The 16,313-nt window shown below is 71.9% G+C and carries 14 protein-coding genes and 1 tRNA gene; 8 read left to right on the forward strand and 7 right to left on the reverse strand.

Annotated features, from left to right (window positions below; genetic code table 11):
• Positions 1-435 precede the first annotated feature (435 nt).
• From BMW78_RS08220 to BMW78_RS08230, 3 genes are read left to right on the forward strand one after another with little or no spacing between them, the layout of a single operon-like run.
• Entirely contained in the window at positions 436-1,965 is a 1,530-nt protein-coding gene (locus BMW78_RS08220) for a replication initiator (protein ID WP_177180309.1), read from the forward strand.
• Positions 1,962-2,192, forward strand: coding sequence for a helix-turn-helix transcriptional regulator (locus BMW78_RS08225; RefSeq protein ID WP_091758155.1), 231 nt, complete (start codon positions 1,962-1,964; stop codon positions 2,190-2,192). Before BMW78_RS08220 ends, BMW78_RS08225 begins: the two co-directional genes overlap by 4 nt.
• A complete protein-coding gene (locus BMW78_RS08230) occupies positions 2,192-3,307 on the forward strand; it encodes a tyrosine-type recombinase/integrase (protein ID WP_091758156.1) in 1,116 nt (371 codons plus the stop codon). The genes BMW78_RS08225 and BMW78_RS08230 overlap by 1 nt, the downstream gene beginning before the upstream one ends.
• A gap of 22 nt (positions 3,308-3,329) precedes the next feature.
• Here BMW78_RS08230 and BMW78_RS08235 read toward each other — a convergent pair.
• Positions 3,330-3,406, reverse strand: a tRNA-Ile gene (locus BMW78_RS08235).
• A 502-nt stretch (positions 3,407-3,908) separates the two neighbouring features.
• On the opposite strand from BMW78_RS08235, the gene BMW78_RS08240 reads away from it, so the two are divergent.
• The 3 genes from BMW78_RS08240 (at position 3,909) to BMW78_RS08250 (ending at position 7,912) form a co-directional block, all read left to right on the forward strand.
• Positions 3,909-6,152, forward strand: coding sequence for a glycosyltransferase family 2 protein (locus BMW78_RS08240; RefSeq protein WP_091758158.1), 2,244 nt, complete (start codon positions 3,909-3,911; stop codon positions 6,150-6,152).
• A 238-nt stretch (positions 6,153-6,390) separates the two neighbouring features.
• The gene (locus BMW78_RS08245; RefSeq protein ID WP_091758160.1) at positions 6,391-6,906 is read left to right on the forward strand and encodes a DUF3145 domain-containing protein; all 516 of its coding nucleotides are present in this window, start codon (positions 6,391-6,393) and stop codon (positions 6,904-6,906) included.
• A gap of 97 nt (positions 6,907-7,003) precedes the next feature.
• A complete protein-coding gene (locus tag BMW78_RS08250) occupies positions 7,004-7,912 on the forward strand; it encodes a hypothetical protein (RefSeq protein ID WP_091758161.1) in 909 nt (302 codons plus the stop codon).
• A 69-nt stretch (positions 7,913-7,981) separates the two neighbouring features.
• Here the strand turns inward: BMW78_RS08250 and BMW78_RS08255 are convergent, their stop codons facing one another.
• From BMW78_RS08255 to BMW78_RS08280, 6 genes are all read right to left on the reverse strand, one after another.
• A complete protein-coding gene (locus tag BMW78_RS08255; protein ID WP_143056188.1) occupies positions 7,982-8,551 on the reverse strand; it encodes a hypothetical protein in 570 nt (189 codons plus the stop codon).
• A 176-nt stretch (positions 8,552-8,727) separates the two neighbouring features.
• Positions 8,728-9,972 (reverse strand): beta-ketoacyl-ACP synthase II, encoded by a 1,245-nt coding sequence (fabF, locus tag BMW78_RS08260; RefSeq protein ID WP_091758165.1) that lies wholly within the window; start codon positions 9,970-9,972, stop codon positions 8,728-8,730.
• Positions 9,973-10,077: 105 nt separating this feature from the next.
• Positions 10,078-10,326, reverse strand: coding sequence for an acyl carrier protein (locus tag BMW78_RS08265; protein ID WP_091758167.1), 249 nt, complete (start codon positions 10,324-10,326; stop codon positions 10,078-10,080).
• Between the two features lie 128 nt (positions 10,327-10,454).
• Positions 10,455-11,471: a beta-ketoacyl-ACP synthase III gene (locus tag BMW78_RS08270; RefSeq protein WP_091758169.1), complete on the reverse strand. Its 1,017-nt coding sequence runs from the start codon at positions 11,469-11,471 to the stop codon at positions 10,455-10,457.
• Positions 11,472-11,473: 2 nt separating this feature from the next.
• Entirely contained in the window at positions 11,474-12,436 is a 963-nt protein-coding gene (locus BMW78_RS08275) for an ACP S-malonyltransferase (RefSeq protein ID WP_091758171.1), read from the reverse strand.
• A complete protein-coding gene (locus BMW78_RS08280) occupies positions 12,385-13,842 on the reverse strand; it encodes a PucR family transcriptional regulator (RefSeq protein WP_177180310.1) in 1,458 nt (485 codons plus the stop codon). The genes BMW78_RS08275 and BMW78_RS08280 overlap by 52 nt, the downstream gene beginning before the upstream one ends.
• A 104-nt stretch (positions 13,843-13,946) precedes the next feature.
• Here BMW78_RS08280 and BMW78_RS08285 point away from each other — a divergent pair, with 104 nt between their 5' ends.
• Together BMW78_RS08285 and BMW78_RS08290 are read left to right on the forward strand one after the other, a co-directional pair.
• Entirely contained in the window at positions 13,947-15,116 is a 1,170-nt protein-coding gene (locus tag BMW78_RS08285) for a glycerophosphodiester phosphodiesterase (RefSeq protein ID WP_245735731.1), read from the forward strand.
• A gap of 38 nt (positions 15,117-15,154) precedes the next feature.
• Positions 15,155-16,303 (forward strand): glycerophosphodiester phosphodiesterase, encoded by a 1,149-nt coding sequence (locus BMW78_RS08290; RefSeq protein WP_091758176.1) that lies wholly within the window; start codon positions 15,155-15,157, stop codon positions 16,301-16,303.
• Positions 16,304-16,313 lie beyond the last annotated feature (10 nt).

The raw sequence follows: 16,313 nt of genomic DNA on the forward strand, positions 1-16,313 counted from the left end.
ACTGAACGCCCGATGTGTTGCGCGGCTATTGCGCGCTCTCAACGGGCACTGCGCGGCAGGCGGAAGGTAAAGATGCGGTCAAGAGATCCCCTGGTAGGTAAGGAAGCGTGGACTGAGCCCTACCTCGACTGCAACCGTCGAGAGGTCGGCATAGCACTAGTCGGCAGGCATTGCGGAGTCCGTAAGCCGCTGTAAGGCAACGGAATTCGAGAGAAGGACTCACGGCTGGTCGTCTTTGGTTGCGGTTGTTTGTCAGTGACTTCCACTGGACCGCACTACATGCTCGATCGGTTCGCGAGTCTGCACAGACCAGCGACCGACGGGGCTTCGGGTGCTGGGGCAGCGTCACTCAGGTGGCCCACCCAAGGACCGGGTGTGCCGTGCGGATAAGCCCCCCCGTTCCGCACGGCACACCCACCGGGAGAGGGGGTGGCCATGACGCTGGCGACACGCAACCAGGTCTGGACCGCCCTGCCGCCAGTGCAGTTCGACGAGGAACGACCGCTCGACCTCGACCTCGACCCGGTCACCGAGCGCCAGCTGGTGGCGCGCCTCTTCTCGCGGGACTTCGACGACTGGTCTGAGGTTCTGTCGCGAGTGGGGTTCTGTGCCAACCCGATCCGGCTGGTCGGCCGCTCGGAGACCTTCGACACCCGAACCGGTGAGTTGGTCCGTTCCTACGGCTCGGCGGACGAACCGCTGGGGGTGACGTTCACCCGGTGCGGCAACCGCCGGGCGGACAAGTGCGAGTCCTGCTCCCGCCTCTACGCGGCGGACACCTTCCAGCTGATCCGCGCCGGAATCGCCGGCGGCAAGACCGTCCCGGAGACGGTGGCGGACAACCCGCTGGTCTTCGCCACCCTCACCGCCCCCTCCTTCGGCCCGGTCCACGGGACCCGCCCGAACGGGGGCCGGTGCCGTCCCCGTCGCGACACCGGGCACCGGTGCGACCACGGGCGCCTCACCTCGTGCATGGCCGTGCATGGCGACGACGACCCCACGGTGGGTCAGCCCGTCTGCGCTGACTGCTACGACTACGCCTCGCAGGTGGTGTGGCAGTGGTGGGCACCGGAGCTGTGGCGGCGGTTCACCATCACCCTGCGCCGCGTCCTGGCCCACCACCTCGGCACCACACCCGCCCGGCTGGGTGAAATGGCGAGCCTGCAGTACGCGAAGGTCGCCGAGTACCAGCTGCGCGGAGCGGTCCACTTCCATGCCCTGGTTCGTCTCGACGGCCCGCAGACGCCCGAGGGCTTCGCCCCAGCGGCAAGGGCGGTCACCGCGACCGTCCTGGCCGCCCTGGTCGCCCAGGCAGCCAACGCCGTGCGGGTTACCGCCCCACCGGTCCACGGCGACGACCCCGCTCGGGTGCTGGCCTTCGGCGCCCAGATCGACACCCGCCCCGTTCGCACGAGCCGCCGCACCGACGACCCCGACCGGTCCCTGACCCCCGAGCAGGTCGCCGGCTACCTCGCCAAGTACGCCACGAAGTCGACCGGCGACACCGAGGCCAAGGACAGCCCCCATCTGCGCCGGCTGGAGGCCACCGCCCGCCAGCTCGCCGGACGCGCGGCCACCGTCGACGAGGACGGGAACGCGCCGTACGGGCTGCTCGGCAAGTGGGCGCACACCCTGGGCTTCCGGGGGCACTTCGCGACCAAGTCGCGCCGCTACTCGGTCACCCTCGGCCAACTGCGCCGCGCGAGGCAGCGCGCTCAGGCCCGGATCGCCGACGCCAACCGAGCCGGCACCCGCATCGACCTCCGCCAGCTTGAGGCCGAGCTCCTCGCCGACGACGCCGACGAGACGACCGTCGTCATCGGGTCCTGGACCTACGTCGGCTCCGGCTGGGCCAACGGCGGCGAGACCGCCCTCGCCGTCGCAGCAGCGGCCCGCGCCCGCGAGTACGCCCAAGAGCGAGCCCAACGTCGGAAAGGCCAAACGGTAGGGGAGTGGGAGCGATGACAAGCAAGGGAAGACGCGAGACAGGGCGACCGGCTGAGGTCAGGACGCTGCCGACCTTCGAGCGGCTGTGGACGATCCACGACGTCTCGGCGTTCCTCGGAGTGCCGGTCGGCACGCTGTACCAGTGGCGGCACCGCGAGCTGGGTCCGCCGGCGATCCGTCTCGGGAAACACCTGCGCTACGACCCGACGAAGGTCCGGGCCTGGGTGGACGAGCAGGTGGCGTGATGGCCTCCATCGCGAAGGACCCCCGCAACGGCCGCTGGCTGGCGCGCTGGCGGGACCCGTCACACCACCAACGCAAGAAGGCCTTCCGCCGCAAGGTGGACGCCGAGCGGTTCCTGGCGAACCTCCAGGCCGAGATGAACCGGGGCCACTACCTCGACCCGGCGGCGGGCAAGGTTCTGATCGGCGACTACGCCAAGGTGTGGTCGGCCGGACTGTCACACCTCAAGGAGTCGACGGCAGAGCGGTACCGCGGCATCGTCCGGACCCACATCGAGCCACGGTGGGGGACCTACCGGCTCTCCTCGGTCGCCACCTCGGACGTCGCGGCCTGGGTCGGTGAGCTCAGCGCCGGGGGACTGTCGGCATCCACGGTCCGGCACATCCACCGGGTGTTCTCCCTCATCATGGCCATGGCCGTCCAGGACGGGCGGATCGCCCGCAACCCAGCGACCGGCGTCCGCCTTCCGAGGGCGGTCCGGGACGAGCCGCGGTTCCTCAGCGTCCCGGAGCTGACGGCCCTGGTCCACGCGTCCGGCACCGGTGGTCTCGCGATGTGCGTCCTCGCCTTCACCGGCATCCGGTTCGGGGAGCTCACCGCCCTCCGGGTGGCGCGGGTCGACCTCACGCGCCGCCGTCTCCACATCGCCGAGAGCGCGTCAGAGGTGGGTGGCCGGCTGGTGTGGACCACGACGAAGAACCACCAGTCACGGTCCGTCCCGGTGCCGCCAGGGCTCATCCCGGACCTCGCGCGAGCCTGTGAGGGCAAGAAGCCGGGCGACCTCGTCTTCACAGCGCCCGGGGGAGGGCCGCTCCGGCTGGGTAACTGGCGCACCCGGGTCTTCGACCCCGCCTGCATGGCGGCCGGGATCGTCGGGCTGACCCCGCACGACCTGCGACACACGGCGGCGTCGTTGGCGATCGCCGCCGGGGCCAACGTCAAAGCGGTGCAGCGGATGCTGGGCCACTCATCGGCCGCCATGACGCTCGACATCTACGCGGGCCTGTTCGGCGACGACCTGGACACCGTGGCGGCCCTGCTCGATTCCCATGTGCCACAAATGCGCCACAGCGGCGAGATCGAGGCGCCTCAGGGAGGCCGCAATGACGCCGCATAGGGCGCTGACCTGCGGAAACGTGTGGTGGGGCAGGTCGGGCTTGAACCGACGACCGACGGATTATGAGTCCGCTGCTCTGACCGACTGAGCTACTGCCCCGCTCGACCGCCCGCGGGGCGGTCACGTGCGCGGCGATGCTATCGCGGGGACGCACAGGGATCGCACGGGTGCCCACGGCATACGGCACAGGTTGTCCGTCCACCGTGGAGGCTTCCACGACCACAGGAGCCAGGCCATGACGAGCCCCATGAGCATCACCCTCATCACCGTCCCGTCAGGTTCAGCGTCACCCATGAGCCTGCCTTCGGCCGTCAGCTCCGCGGCCGGGGAGAGGGTCGAAGTCGTCAGTGGGGAGGCTGGGCCGCCAGTCGCCTCGGCGGCCTGAGCATCTACCGCAGTCGGCGCATTTAGGGCATCTCCTTCCCCCTCGCTACAGTCGACGCCGCAGGGGCCGAGCTGGTGAGGGTGGAGGATTGTCTCTTCTGGTTGTGCTCGCGGTGGCGTCGTGTGCCATCGCGACCCTGGCGTTCCTGTGTTGTCCCGTTCGCGCTCTGGTGGCCGGACACGGCACGGTCGGGCGGCCTCGGCGCTGACGCGTGCGGTGGCGCCGGCCGCCGCCATCGTTCCTGCGACGGCCCTGCTCACGGTGTGGGCACCCCTGCACGACACGCTCGCGGCAGCGGGTGTGCTCTGGCTGGCATGCCTGCCGTGGCTGCGCCGGACCTCCAGGTGGACCGCACCTGCGCACGCCGGATGGGCGCTGACCGTGGCGGCCGGGGTGGCCTACGTGACGGCGATGGCCCAGTGGACGATCACCTCAGACGTCGGTGGTCTCGCGCTCGCCGGGGCCTGGGTGCTGTGGCTGCTGGAGGTGGCCGCCTTCGTCATGCTCCTGTCCTACGGGTGGGAGGTCTTCGACGTGCTCGGCAGCGTGCGGTGGCACCGCCGCCGGGCGCCCGTGCAGACGGTGGCCGCGACGCCGGACGACGAGCTGCCGATGGTCTCCATCCACGTGCCGAGCCACAACGAACCGCCCGAGCTCCTCATCGAGACCCTGCAGCGCCTGCTCGAGCTCGACTACCCGGCGTACGAGGTGCTCGTCATCGACAACAACACCGACGACGACGCGCTCTGCGCCCCGGTCGAGGCCTTCTGCGCTGCACACCCGGAGCGGCTCCGATTCCACCGCCTGCTCGACTGGCCGGGATTCAAGTCCGGCGCCCTGAACTACGCCGAGGAGCACACCGACCCCCGGGCCGAGCTCATCGCCGTGGTGGACGCCGACTACCAGGTGGACCCGGACTGGCTGCGCGCCACGGTCGGCGCCTTCGACGACCCCCGGGTCGCCTTCGTGCAGACCCCGCAGGACTACCGCGCGTGGTCCCACTCCCAGTACCTGCGCAGCCTCTACTACAGCTACGACTACTTCTTCGCCGTCTCACAGCCCTCGCGCGACGAGCGCGGAGCCGCGATCTTCGGCGGCACCATGGGCCTGGTGCGTCGCTCCGCCCTGCGCGACATCGGCGGCTGGGACGAGTGGTGCGTCACCGAGGACGCCGAGCTGTCGCTGCGCCTCCTGCAAGCCGGTTGGTCCGGTCACCACCTCGACCAGTCCTACGGCCACGGCATCATGCCGCTCACCTTCGAGGCCCTCAAGCGCCAGCGGTTCCGCTGGTGCTTCGGCGGCATGCAGATCCTCAAGCGGCACTGGCGCACCCTCCTGCCGTGGAGCCGGTCGACCCAGCTGACGGCCAGCCAGCGACTGGGCTACCTGGTGGGCGGGGTGCAGTGGTTCGGCGACCTGCTCGGCCTGCTCTTCTCGTTCGTCGTCATGGCGAGCCTCCTCGACCTCGCGGTCGGCGGGGGGCTTGCCGTTGGCCGCCTCAGCGGTCTCCTGCTGTTCGCCGCCCCCGCCCTCATCGTGGTCGGGCTCGTCCGCGCGGTCGCCGTCCTCAAGGCGGTCGGGCGCGAGGCGGGGTGGCGTGACGCCCTGGGCGCCTTCGCCATCTGGCTGTCGCTCGGCTGGGTCGTCTCGCTCGCGTGCGTTCGGGGACTGCTCGAGCCCCAGGGCGTCTTCCTTCGAACGCCGAAGACGCGCGGAGACGTGTCGTGGCTGCAGGCGATGCGGGTGCACTGGGCCGAGATGGCACTCGCCACCCTCGGGACGGTCGTGGCCCTGGCGGGACTGGTGATGCATCCCGGCTGGGTGAGTGTGGGTCTGGCCGCGCTCCTCACCCCACCCGTGCTGGGTTGGCTGGCCGCACCCGCCCACAGCGTCGCTGCCCTGAGAGTCGACCTCCCCGCCAGCCTTCGTCGCCGTCGCGACGGCGAGGGGGCTCGAGGGTGGTGGCGCTCCCGCACCGCCGTCCCGGTGGCCAGCCTCGCCGGCGCCCTCGGCGTGGTGGCGCTGCTCCTGGGCATCGTGCAGCCGGGCTCCCACGACGCACCGCGCTCGTCCGCCGCTCCCAGCCTGCCCCGGCGAGCCGAACAGCCCGCTCCCCACGCGGGGGCGCGCGCGCACACCGTGCCGCCAACGCCCTCGGCAGGCCCGTCGCGCAACGCCGCGACGAGCACGTCGTCGGTGCCTGCCGGCCAGGTCACCACACAGGTGCCGGCGCCCGTGCGCACCGCCGCGCCGAGCACCGCGGCACCGACGACGGCCTCACGTCCCTCGACGTCCAGCACGTCACCGACCTCAACGGCCTCCGCTGTGCCCACGGCCCCGGCTCGGGGCACGGGGTCGCCCACCGCCACCGCCCGCCCGACCAGCCCGCCGGCATCACCGACCGCGACGCCGGACCCCTCGAGGCGGCCCACCGACCGGCCCACGCCGACCCATCGCTGAGGGGCCGGGGACGGCGTCCGGGGCCGGTCGCGTCGGAGGGGATCGGGGGAGTGGCGCCACGAGCTTGGTGATAGCTCTGGTGCAGATGTGGCAAGTGGTGCACAATAGCCGCGTCGACCCACAGCGGTCGACATCGCACAACTGCACCAGCACACACAGCACAACAGCTCGACAAGCAGCCGGACCAGCAGTGCCGAGGTCGTTGGGGAAGACGTCCCTCGCACACAGGAGGTCCCGGATGTCTGTCGCGATGCCGCGTGTCACGACCCGCGGGGTGGTGTTCATTCACTCCACCCCCAAAGCGCTGTGCCCGCACATCACGTGGGCGCTGGAGTCCGTCCTGGACCAGCGCGTCAACCTCGAGTGGACGCCTCAGCCTGCCGGTGCCGCGCTGGTGCGCGCGGAGATCTCGTGGACCGGCGAGGCCGGCACCGGCGCCAAGCTCGCCTCCGCCCTGCGGGGCTGGGACAACCTCCGCTACGAGGTGAGCGAGGAGCCCAGCCCCGGCTGCGACGGCTCACGGTGGTCGCACACCCCCTCGCTGGGCATCCACCACACGTGGACCTCTGCCTCGGGCGACGCCGTCGTCAACGAGGACCGGCTGCGTGAGGTCATGCGCCTGGCGCAGGGCTCACCCGAGGCCATGATGGAGATGCTCGACGAGCTCCTCGGCGTGGACTGGGACAACGAGCTCGAGCCCTTCCGGTATGCCGGTGACGGGGCTCCCGTGCGTTGGCTCCACAAGGTGGGGTAGGAACCTCCCAGACCCGCCCCGACGTGCTCGACTTCGTGGTACGGGGGTGCCTCGGGTAGCGTGGCCGGCCGATTTGGACCGACCCGGGAGGTTACGCTTGTTCGCCCTCGTCGTCCTGGCCGCCGTCGCCGCACTCGTCGGCGCGCTGGGCACCCTGTTGGCCGCCGCTCGAGCGGGCACCGGACGTCGCAGCAGCCGGCGCCGCGGAGGGGCCGCCGCCCTGCCGCGCGCCGCGGCGGCGACCGTCAGCCTGCTGGTGGCAGCGGGGCCCCTGCTGTTCGTGGTGGAGCCCAACCGGCTCGGCCTCGCGGCCCTGGCCCTGTGGTGGCTCAGCCTGCCGTGGCTCGCCGTGACGTCGCGCCTCGGTGCCTGGGCGCACGCCGCGTGGACCCACGCCGTCAGCGCCGCTGCCCTGGGGCTGGTCGACCTCGCCTGGCAGGCGACCACGCAGCAGCGGCCCCTGCTGCCGGCCACCGGTGTCTGGGCGCTGTGGCTGGTGGCTGCGGCGACCGCCGTCGCGGTGCTGGTCCACCTGCGTGACGTCGCCTCCTCGAGCGAGCGGCCGGGCCTGCTGCGGCTGCGCCCCGCCGTGGTCACCGCCATGGCGGTCTGCGGTGTCGGCGCCGCAGCCGCCTCGCTGGCGCTGCAGCAGCCGCCCTCCCCGGCTTCGGTGGAGGCGTCCGCCACCACACCGGCTGCGGTCTCCACCCCGGGCGCCACCCCGACGGCACCCACGACCACCGCTTCGGCTGCTCCGACGAGGACCGCCCCGACGCGGGCGACCGAGGCGACGGCGGCGGCGCGGTCGCAGAAGCGGACGGCGACCGCCACCACGACGGCGAGCCGCACCCCGTCGCGCACCACCACGCCGACGACGTCACCCCCCTCCTCGACCACCACGTCGCCCACCGGCACCACGACGTCGACCACCACCGCGACGTCTCCGCTCGACATCAAGATCTGGCCCCGCAACAACCCGCACACCACCCCGCCCGGCCACCGCTGACCCGCGTCGGCATCGCGGCCGGTCCGGGTGCGCCGGGGCGGCACAGGGAAGGGGCCGCGGGCTACGGGCTCAGCGATCGGTGAGGGGCCCGACCGGGGTGGAGCCGCGCTCCAGCTTGCTCATGACCAGCACGTAGTCGTGCCGGGTCACGAGCTCCATCGGGAGGGCCATGACCACCTGGTTGACCGGCTTGATGACGAGCATGTCGCCGAACCGGGCCACCTGCTCGATCGAGGTGTAGGGGATCTCGTAGCTGATCTCGGGGGTCGTGACCCGTAGGGCGCGCGGCCCGAACGAGCTCGTGAGCAGGGCACCGACACGGCTCTTGCGCGCCACCGCCCGGCGCACCCGGCTGGCGAGTGCCAGCTCCCACCAGAGATAGGACACGGCACCGACGACGACGAAGGCCATGACGCCCACCAGCGCCACGTCGATGACGGCCTTTGGGGCGTGCCCGGGCAGCTGGAGGTAGAGCCACGCCAGGAGCACGGCGATCACGACGGCGTTGACCGCCACCGGGAACCAGTTCCGGGGGTCGCGCCGGGCGAAGGCCTTGAGGGCGGCCGTCTCACGGCTGGGCAGGGACGCGTCGGCGAAGTACCGGTTGACCCCGGCCCCCTGGCTCCACGTCACACTCACCTATGCCCGCCCCCTCCCGGCGCGCTCACGCTAGGCCAGCCCCCCATCGTGCTGGCACAAAACACCACAGGGTCACCCAAACGGGTGACCCTGTGGATGGGGCGTCCGCGCGATGCCGGAAACGGCAGATCCGGCCGAACACCCCGAAGCTGCCGGTCAGAGGTTCTTGAAGCCGCTCAGACGCTCTTGAAGGTGAGGGCGACGTTGTGGCCGCCGAACCCGAACGAGTTGTTGAGCGCTGCGATGTCACCGTCGGGCAGCGTGCGCGCCTCGCCCCGCACGACGTCGAGGTTGATCTGGGGGTCGAAGTCGTCGAGGTTGATGGTCGCCGGCGCCACCCGGTGCTGCAGCGCCAGGACCGTCAGGACGCCCTCCAGCGCACCGGCCGCCCCCAGCAGGTGACCGGTCATCGACTTGGTGGCGCTGACCGGCATACCGTCGGCTGCGTCGCCGAAGGCGCGCCGGATGGCGTTGGACTCCGCGACGTCACCCACGGGGGTCGAGGTGGCGTGCGCGTTGATGTGCACGATGTCGGTCGCGGAGAGGTCAGCTCGCTCGACGGCCTCCAGCATCGCGCGGGACGCGCCCGCGCCCTCCGGCTCGGGGGCGGCGATGTGGTGGGAGTCGGCGGACATGCCGACGCCGGCGAGCTCGGCGTAGATCGTCGCCCCGCGCGCCTTGGCGTGCTCCTCGCTCTCGAGCACCATGACGGCGGCGCCCTCGCCGAGGACGAAACCGTCACGACCGGTGTCGTAGGGCCGGGAGGCGCGCTCCGGGTCGTCGTTGCGCTTCGACAGCGCCTGCATGGCCGCGAAGCCGGCGAACGGCAGTGGGTGCACCGCGGCCTCGGTGCCGCCCGCGACGACGATGTCGGCGCGGCCGGAGCGGATCATCTCCAGGGCGAAGCCCATCGCCTCCGCGCCGGAGGCGCAGGCCGAGACGGTGGAGTGCGCGCCCGCCCGTGCTCCGAGCTCGAGGGAGACGTTGCCCGCCGGGCTGTTGGCCATGAGCATCGGCACGGCGAGGGGGAAGACCCGGCGCGGGCCCTTCTCACGCAGGTTGTCCCACTGGTCGAGCAGGGTCCACACCCCGCCGATGCCCGTGCCGATCGCCACGGCGAGCCGCTCGGGCTCGACCTCGGGGCTGCCGGCGTGGGCCCAGGCCTCGCGGGAGGCGATCATGGCGTACTGCGCCGACGGGTCGAGCCGACGGGTCTCGACCTTGGTGAGCACCTCCGACGGCGGGGTCTTGATGGTGGCGGCGAAGGTGACCGGCAGCTCGTACTTCTCCACCCAGTCGTACGTCATGGTGCGGGCGCCGGAACGGCCCGCGAGCACCGCGTCCCACGTCTCGGCAACCGTGCCGCCGAGGGGGGTGGTGGCGCCGAGGCCGGTGACGACGACGCGTCGTGTGGCGGTCATGGACGGATCTGCTCCTTCGTGAGAGGTCACCTGGGGTGCCGGTGCTCATCCGGCGGAAGGCCCGGCCCCAGCACCCGGTCGGGGTGTGGGGCCGGGCTGCGGGGCTCAGCCCTGGTTCTTGGCGATGAAGCTGACGGCGTCACCGACGGTGGTCAGGTTCTTGACCTCGTCGTCGGGGATGCGCACGCCGAACTTCTCCTCGGCGTTGACGACGATCGTCATCATCGACAGCGAGTCGATGTCGAGGTCCTCGGTGAACGACTTGTCGGCCTGGACCGAGTCGGTCGGGAGGCCGGTCTCCTCGTTGACGATCTCGGCGAGGCCCTCGAGGATCTCCTGCTCGCTCTGTGCCATGGTTCTCTCCTTTGTCTACTCGATGACTCGAGTTGGTCGATCTCTGGTGGGGTCTCGATGGTCTGTGCCATCTCGGTGGTGCGGTTAGCAGTGGCCCGATACACCCGTCAGACCGGCGGGAGCTGTGGTCAGGGCAGGACGACGACCTGGGCGGCATACACCAGGCCAGCGCCGAAGCCGATCTGCAGCGCGAGGCCGCCGTGCGGGGCCTCGCCCTCGCGCAGCATCCGCTCCGTGGCGAGCGGGATGGAGGCCGCGCTCGTGTTCGCCGTCTCCGCGATGTCGCGGGCGACGGGGATGTCGGCGGGCAGCTTCAGCTGCTTGATCATCGCGTCGATGATGCGCATGTTCGCCTGGTGCGGGATGAAGGCGTCGAGGTCCTCGGCGCGCACCCCCGCGGCGTCGATGGCCTTCTGCGCCACCGGGGCCATGCCCCAGACTGCCCACCGGAAGACCGACTGGCCGGCCATGGTGATCGCGGGGAAGTCGATCTGCTTCTCGCGGGTCTCGATCCAGCTCTCGCGTTGGGAGATGGTCTTCCACTGCGAGCCGTCGGAGCCCCAGACGGTGGGACCGATGGCCGGGGTGTCTGACGGTCCGACGATCGCCGCGCCCGCGCCGTCGCCGAAGATGAAGGCGCTGCCGCGGTCGTAGGGGTCGGTGAAGTCCGACAGCTTCTCGACGCCGACCACGAGCACGTGCTGCGCACTGCCGCCGCGGACCATGTCGTTGGCCAGCGCGATGCCGTGGCAGTAGCCGGCGCACGCGGCGGAGATGTCGAACGCCGCACCCTGGATGCCCAACCGGTCGGCGAGGATGGGCGCCGCGGCGGGCGTCTGGTACGGGTGGGTGACCGTCGCGACGATGACCGCGTCGATCTGCCCGGCCTCGAGCCCGGCCATGGCGAGCGCCTCGCGGGTCGCGTGCTCGGACATGTCGACCACTGACTCCTCAGGGGCGGCGAAGCGGCGGCTGATGATGCCGGACCGCTCGCGGATCCACTCGTCCGAGGAGTTGATCTTGTCGATGATCTCGGAGTTCGGCACCACGCGCTCGGGCCGGTAGCCGCCCACACCCAGGATGCGGGCGTAGGCCGCGCCGGTGGACGTGCTGAGGGTCCCAGTGGCCTTGGGGGAGAGGGTCATGGTCAGGCTTCCTGCTCGGCGGTGGGGGAGCCGGCGGTCTGGCCACCGTGCTCGTGGAGCATGCGCTGGGCGGCCTCGAGGTCGTCGGGCGTCTTCAGTGCGAGCGTCTCGACGCCCTTGAGGCCCCGCTTGGCCAGGCCGACGAGGGTGCCCGCCGGCGGCAGCTCGATGAGGCCGGTGACGCCGAGGTCGGCCAGCGTCTCCATGCAGAGGTCCCAGCGGACCGGGTTGCTCACCTGGGTGACCAGGCGTGAGAGCACCTCGGCGCCGTCGCGCACCACGGCGCCGTCGGCGTTCGACACCACGGCGACCGTCGGGGCGCTCGTGGTGAAGCCCTCGGCCTGGCGGCCCAGCGCCTCGACCGCGGGAGCCATGTGGGTGGTGTGGAAGGCGCCGGCGACCTGCAGGGGGATGACGCGGGCGCGGGCCGGCGGGTCGGCCGTCAGGGCGGCGAGCTGCTCGAGCGTGCCGGCAGCCACCACCTGTCCGGCGCCGTTGGCGTTGGCGGCGGTGAGGCCGTGGCGTTCGAGGGTCGCGGCCACCTCGTCGGGGTCGCCGCCGAGGACCGCGCTCATGCCGGTGGGGGTGACGGCGCTGGCGGCGGCCATTCCGCGGCCGCGCTCGCGGACGAAGGCCATGGCGTCGGCGTCCGCCAGCACGCCGGCGAAGGCGGCAGCGGTGATCTCACCGACCGAGTGGCCCGCCGTGACGCCGACCAGGGACGTGGGGTCGGTGTCGGGGAAGAGGGCGGGCACGCTGGCCAGCCCGGCGGCCACGATCAGCGGCTGGGCGACCGCGGTGTCCTTGATGGTCTCGGCGTCGGAGGTGGTGCCGTGCGCCACGAGGTCCAGGCCGGCGACCTCCGACAGTGCCTCGAGACGGGCCCGCACGGCGGGGATCTCGAGCCAGGGCGTCAGGAAGCCGGGGGTCTGGGAGCCCTGTCCAGGGCAGATGATCGCGAGCACTCCTCCACCCTTTCGTTCCTGTCGTGACCACACCGTGACCGAACGCCACCAACATCATGGCCACGAGTTGGAGGTTTCCTACAATTGCGCCCCGGTGGCGGTGGCGGGACCCTGCACCACCCCCCCCCCCCCCCCCCCCCCCCCCCCCCCCCCCCCCCCCCGGCCGCCCCCGGATTCGGTGTGGGTGTCGGTGCCGGTGTCGGAGCCTGCCCCGCCCGTGCGGCCCGGACCGCGCGGTGGGGCGGAGTGGCGAGCCGCCCGAGCGCCAGCGCGATCCGCACGGTGTGCGCGTCGTGGGCGTCGGTGAGGTCGTAGCCGGTGAGGTCGGCGATCTTGCCGAGCCGGTAGCGCACCGTGTTGGGGTGCACGAAGAGCAGCCGTGCGGTTCCCTCCAGCCCGCTGCCGCCCTCGAGGTACACCGCCGCCGTCTGCAGCAGGTTGGCTCCGCTGCTGTCCGACAGCGGCTTCCAGATGCGCTCCAGCAGCAGCACCCGGGCAGGCTGGTCGCCGACCAGCACCCGCTCGGCGAGCAGGTCGTCGGCCGAGACCGGCCTCGGCGCCTCCGGCCAGGCGTGGGCGCAGGACTGACCCGCCAGGGCGGCTCGGGCGGACCGGCCGGCCGCGAAGAGGTGCGGCACGATCGGGCCCACGACGATGGCGCCCTCGCCGAAGTGCTCGCTCAGCTCGCCGGCAGCCCCGAGCGCGTCGTCGAGGTTGCCGAGGATGCACACCAGCCGGCGGCCCTGCACCGCTGCGAGCAGGTCGACGTCGAGCCGGGCGGCGGAGCGGCGCAGGCCGTCGACGACCCCCTCGGACCCGCCGGGCGGGCTGCTGCCCGCGACGACGGCCACCCGGGTGGTCGACCCCCAGCCCAGGGCGGCGGCACGCGACTGCATCGAGTCGTCTGCCTCGCCACGCAGCACCGCGTCGACCACGAGGCCCTCGAGCCGGGCGTCCCACGCGCCGCGGGCCTCGGCGGCGTGCGCGTAGACCTCCGCGGCGGCGAACGCGATCTCGCGGCTGTAGCGCAGCACCGACTCGCGCAGCGCCTGCTCGCCGCCCGGCTCGCCGAGGTCGGTGGCGTGCTCCTCCACCGCATCGACGACGGAGCGCACGAGGTCGAGCGTCTGCTTCAGGCTGATCGACCGGGTCAGCTCGCGAGGCGCGGTGCCGAACACGTTGGCCGTCACCGGCTGCTGGTCGCCACCCTCACGCAGCCATGAGATGAAGGCCGCGATGCCGGCCTGTGCGACGAGCCCCACCCACGAACGGTCCTCGGCCGACAGGGCGCGGTACCAGTCGTGGCTGGCCTCCATGCGGCGGATGGCCGCGGTGGAGAGGTCGCCGGCGCCGCGCTCGACCCGGCGCATCGTGGCGGGGGAGACCGGGACCTGGGCGGACGGCATACGGCAACTCTATTTGTATGCCGCCCACAATGGGCGGCGACCTCAGGCGCCTTTCCCGGGTGTCGCCGCGTGCGGTGCCCGCCGGTGCCCTACGGTCGGGGCCCGTGAACCGTGCCCGCGTCGTGACCGCCCTCGTGGCCGGTGCCCTGGTGCTCTCGGCGTGCACCGATGGGCGACGGGACCTGCCGGCCGCACCTGCCTCGTCCTCGACATCCGGCTCGGCGCGACCGGGCAGCTCCGCGCACGCGCTGGTGGCGCGGCCGCTCGTCATCGGGCACCGCGGTGCGGCCGGCTACCGGCCCGAGCACACGCTCGCCTCCTACGAGCTGGGCGCCCGGATGGGCGCCGACTTCATCGAGCCCGACCTCGTCTCGACCAAGGACCACGTGCTGGTCGCGCGGCACGAGAACGAGATCTCCGGCACCACCGACGTCGCCGAGCACCCGGAGTTCGCCGACCGGAAGACCACCAAGACGATCGACGGCAAGGCGGTCACCGGCTGGTTCACCGAGGACTTCACCCTCGCCGAGCTGAGGACCCTGAGGGCGGTGGAGCGGCTGCCCGACGTGCGGCCGGCCAACCGCGCCTACGACGGCCGGTGGCAGGTGCCGACCTTCGCGGAGATCCTGGCCCTGCGCGCCCGGCTGTCCAAGGAGCTGGGCCGCACCGTCGGGGTGGTGCCCGAGCTGAAGCACCCGACCTACTTCCGCACCGTGGGGCTCCCGCTCGAACCGGTCCTCGTCGCGCAGGTGCGCAAGGCCGGCCTGGACTCCGCGACCGGCGGCCTGATGGTCCAGTGCTTCGAGCCGACCACCCTGAAGGCCCTGGACACGACCTTCCGGCTGAAGGCTCCGCTGCTGCTCCTGACCCAGCCCAAGGGCGCCCCCTTCGACCTCGCGTCCTCAGGTGACCGCCGCTCGTACCGCGACCTGCTGACGCCGACGTCGCTGCGGTCGCTGGCAAAGTACGTCAACGTGCTCGGCCCCGACAAGGCCCAGGTCATCGGCCGCCGACCCGACGGCACCCTCGGCGCCGCGACCACCCTGGTGTCGGACGCCCATGCCGTGGGCCTGGAGGTCATGCCCTACACCTTCCGCGCGGAGAACCAGTACCTGCCGAGCAACCTCCAGGTCGGCGCCGGGGCGCACGACAAGGGTCGTGCGGCGCAGGAGCAGGAGGCGTTCCTCGCGGCCGGGGTCGACGGCCTCTTCAGCGACCAGCCCGACGTGACGGTGAAGGCTCGCGCGGAGTTCATGAGCCGTCCATCCTCCTGAGATGTGTGCGGGACAAAACGCCCATACCGTCACGCTGCATGACAACCATCTCCAGGAAATCCACACTGCCGGCCCTGGTCCTCACCGGTCTCGTCACCGTCACCGCCCCCGCGCTGGTCTCCTCAGCGCCGTCGGCGGAGGCGTCGGCCCCCGCGGTCGCGCCGCTGCGCACCGACCGTCCCCTCGTCATCGGGCACCGTGGGGCTGCCGGCTACCGGCCCGAGCACACGCTCGCCTCCTACGAGCTCGCCGCCCGGATGGGTGCCGACTTCATCGAGCCGGACCTCGTCTCGACCAAGGACCACGTGCTGGTCACGCGGCACGAGAACGAGATCTCCGGCACCACCGACGTCGCCGAGCACCCCGAGTTCGCCGACCGGAAGACCACCAAGACCGTCGATGGCAAGGCCGTCACCGGCTGGTTCACCGAGGACTTCACCCTCGCCGAGCTGAGGACGCTCCGCGCGACCGAGCGCCTCCCCGGGGTGCGGCAGGAGAACACCATCTACAACGGCCGCTACCAGGTGCCGACCTTCGACGAGGTGCTGCGGCTGCGCGACCGGCTCAGCCACGAGCTGCACCGCACGATCGGCGTCTACCCCGAGACCAAGCACCCGACGTACTTCCGCTCCATCGGCCTCGACCTCGAGACCCCCATGGTGGCGGCCGTGCGCCGCGCCCACCTCGACCGCGAGCAGGCGCCGATCTTCATCCAGTCCTTCGAGCTGACGAACCTGCTCGAGCTGCGCGAGAAGCAGCGCGTGCGTGCGCCGCTGGTGTTCCTCACGTCGGCCAAGGGACAGCCCTTCGACCTGACGGCCAAGGGGGACCCGCGCACCTACGCCGACCTGCTGACCGCCGGCAGCCTCAAGGACCTCTCCAAGGTCATCAACGGCATCGGCCCGGACAAGAACCAGGTCATCCCGCGCAAGGCCGACGGCACGCTCGGCACGCCGACCAGCCTCGTCGCCGACGCCCACGCGGCCGGCCTGAAGGTGCACCCCTACACGTTCCGCAACGAGAACCAGTTCATGCCGGTCGAGTTCCGCAACGGCACCTCGCCCAACGACTACGGCAAGGCCATCAACGAGCAGGTCCGCTTCCTCCGGACCGGCATCGACGGCCTGTTCACCGACAACGCCGACACCGGCGTCGTCGCGCGCCAGGAGTACCTCGACACCAAGTGAGCGGGCCGGT

The organism is Pedococcus cremeus (genome assembly GCF_900111375.1).
In the GTDB taxonomy this organism is placed as follows: domain Bacteria; phylum Actinomycetota; class Actinomycetes; order Actinomycetales; family Dermatophilaceae; genus Pedococcus_A; species Pedococcus_A cremeus.

What these genes read in the sequence shown, in the direction of transcription:
- BMW78_RS08220 (WP_177180309.1), top strand. Translation starts at nt 436, where the DNA reads ATGACGCTGGCGACACGCAACCAGGTCTGGACCGCCCTGCCGCCAGTG.
- BMW78_RS08225 (WP_091758155.1), top strand. Translation starts at nt 1,962, where the DNA reads ATGACAAGCAAGGGAAGACGCGAGACAGGGCGACCGGCTGAGGTCAGG.
- BMW78_RS08230 (WP_091758156.1), top strand. Translation starts at nt 2,192, where the DNA reads ATGGCCTCCATCGCGAAGGACCCCCGCAACGGCCGCTGGCTGGCGCGC.
- BMW78_RS08245 (WP_091758160.1), top strand. Translation starts at nt 6,391, where the DNA reads ATGTCTGTCGCGATGCCGCGTGTCACGACCCGCGGGGTGGTGTTCATT.
- fabF (WP_091758165.1), bottom strand. Translation starts at nt 9,972, where the DNA reads ATGACCGCCACACGACGCGTCGTCGTCACCGGCCTCGGCGCCACCACC.
- BMW78_RS08265 (WP_091758167.1), bottom strand. Translation starts at nt 10,326, where the DNA reads ATGGCACAGAGCGAGCAGGAGATCCTCGAGGGCCTCGCCGAGATCGTC.
- BMW78_RS08270 (WP_091758169.1), bottom strand. Translation starts at nt 11,471, where the DNA reads ATGACCCTCTCCCCCAAGGCCACTGGGACCCTCAGCACGTCCACCGGC.
- BMW78_RS08280 (WP_177180310.1), bottom strand. Translation starts at nt 13,842, where the DNA reads ATGCCGTCCGCCCAGGTCCCGGTCTCCCCCGCCACGATGCGCCGGGTC.
- BMW78_RS08290 (WP_091758176.1), top strand. Translation starts at nt 15,155, where the DNA reads ATGACAACCATCTCCAGGAAATCCACACTGCCGGCCCTGGTCCTCACC.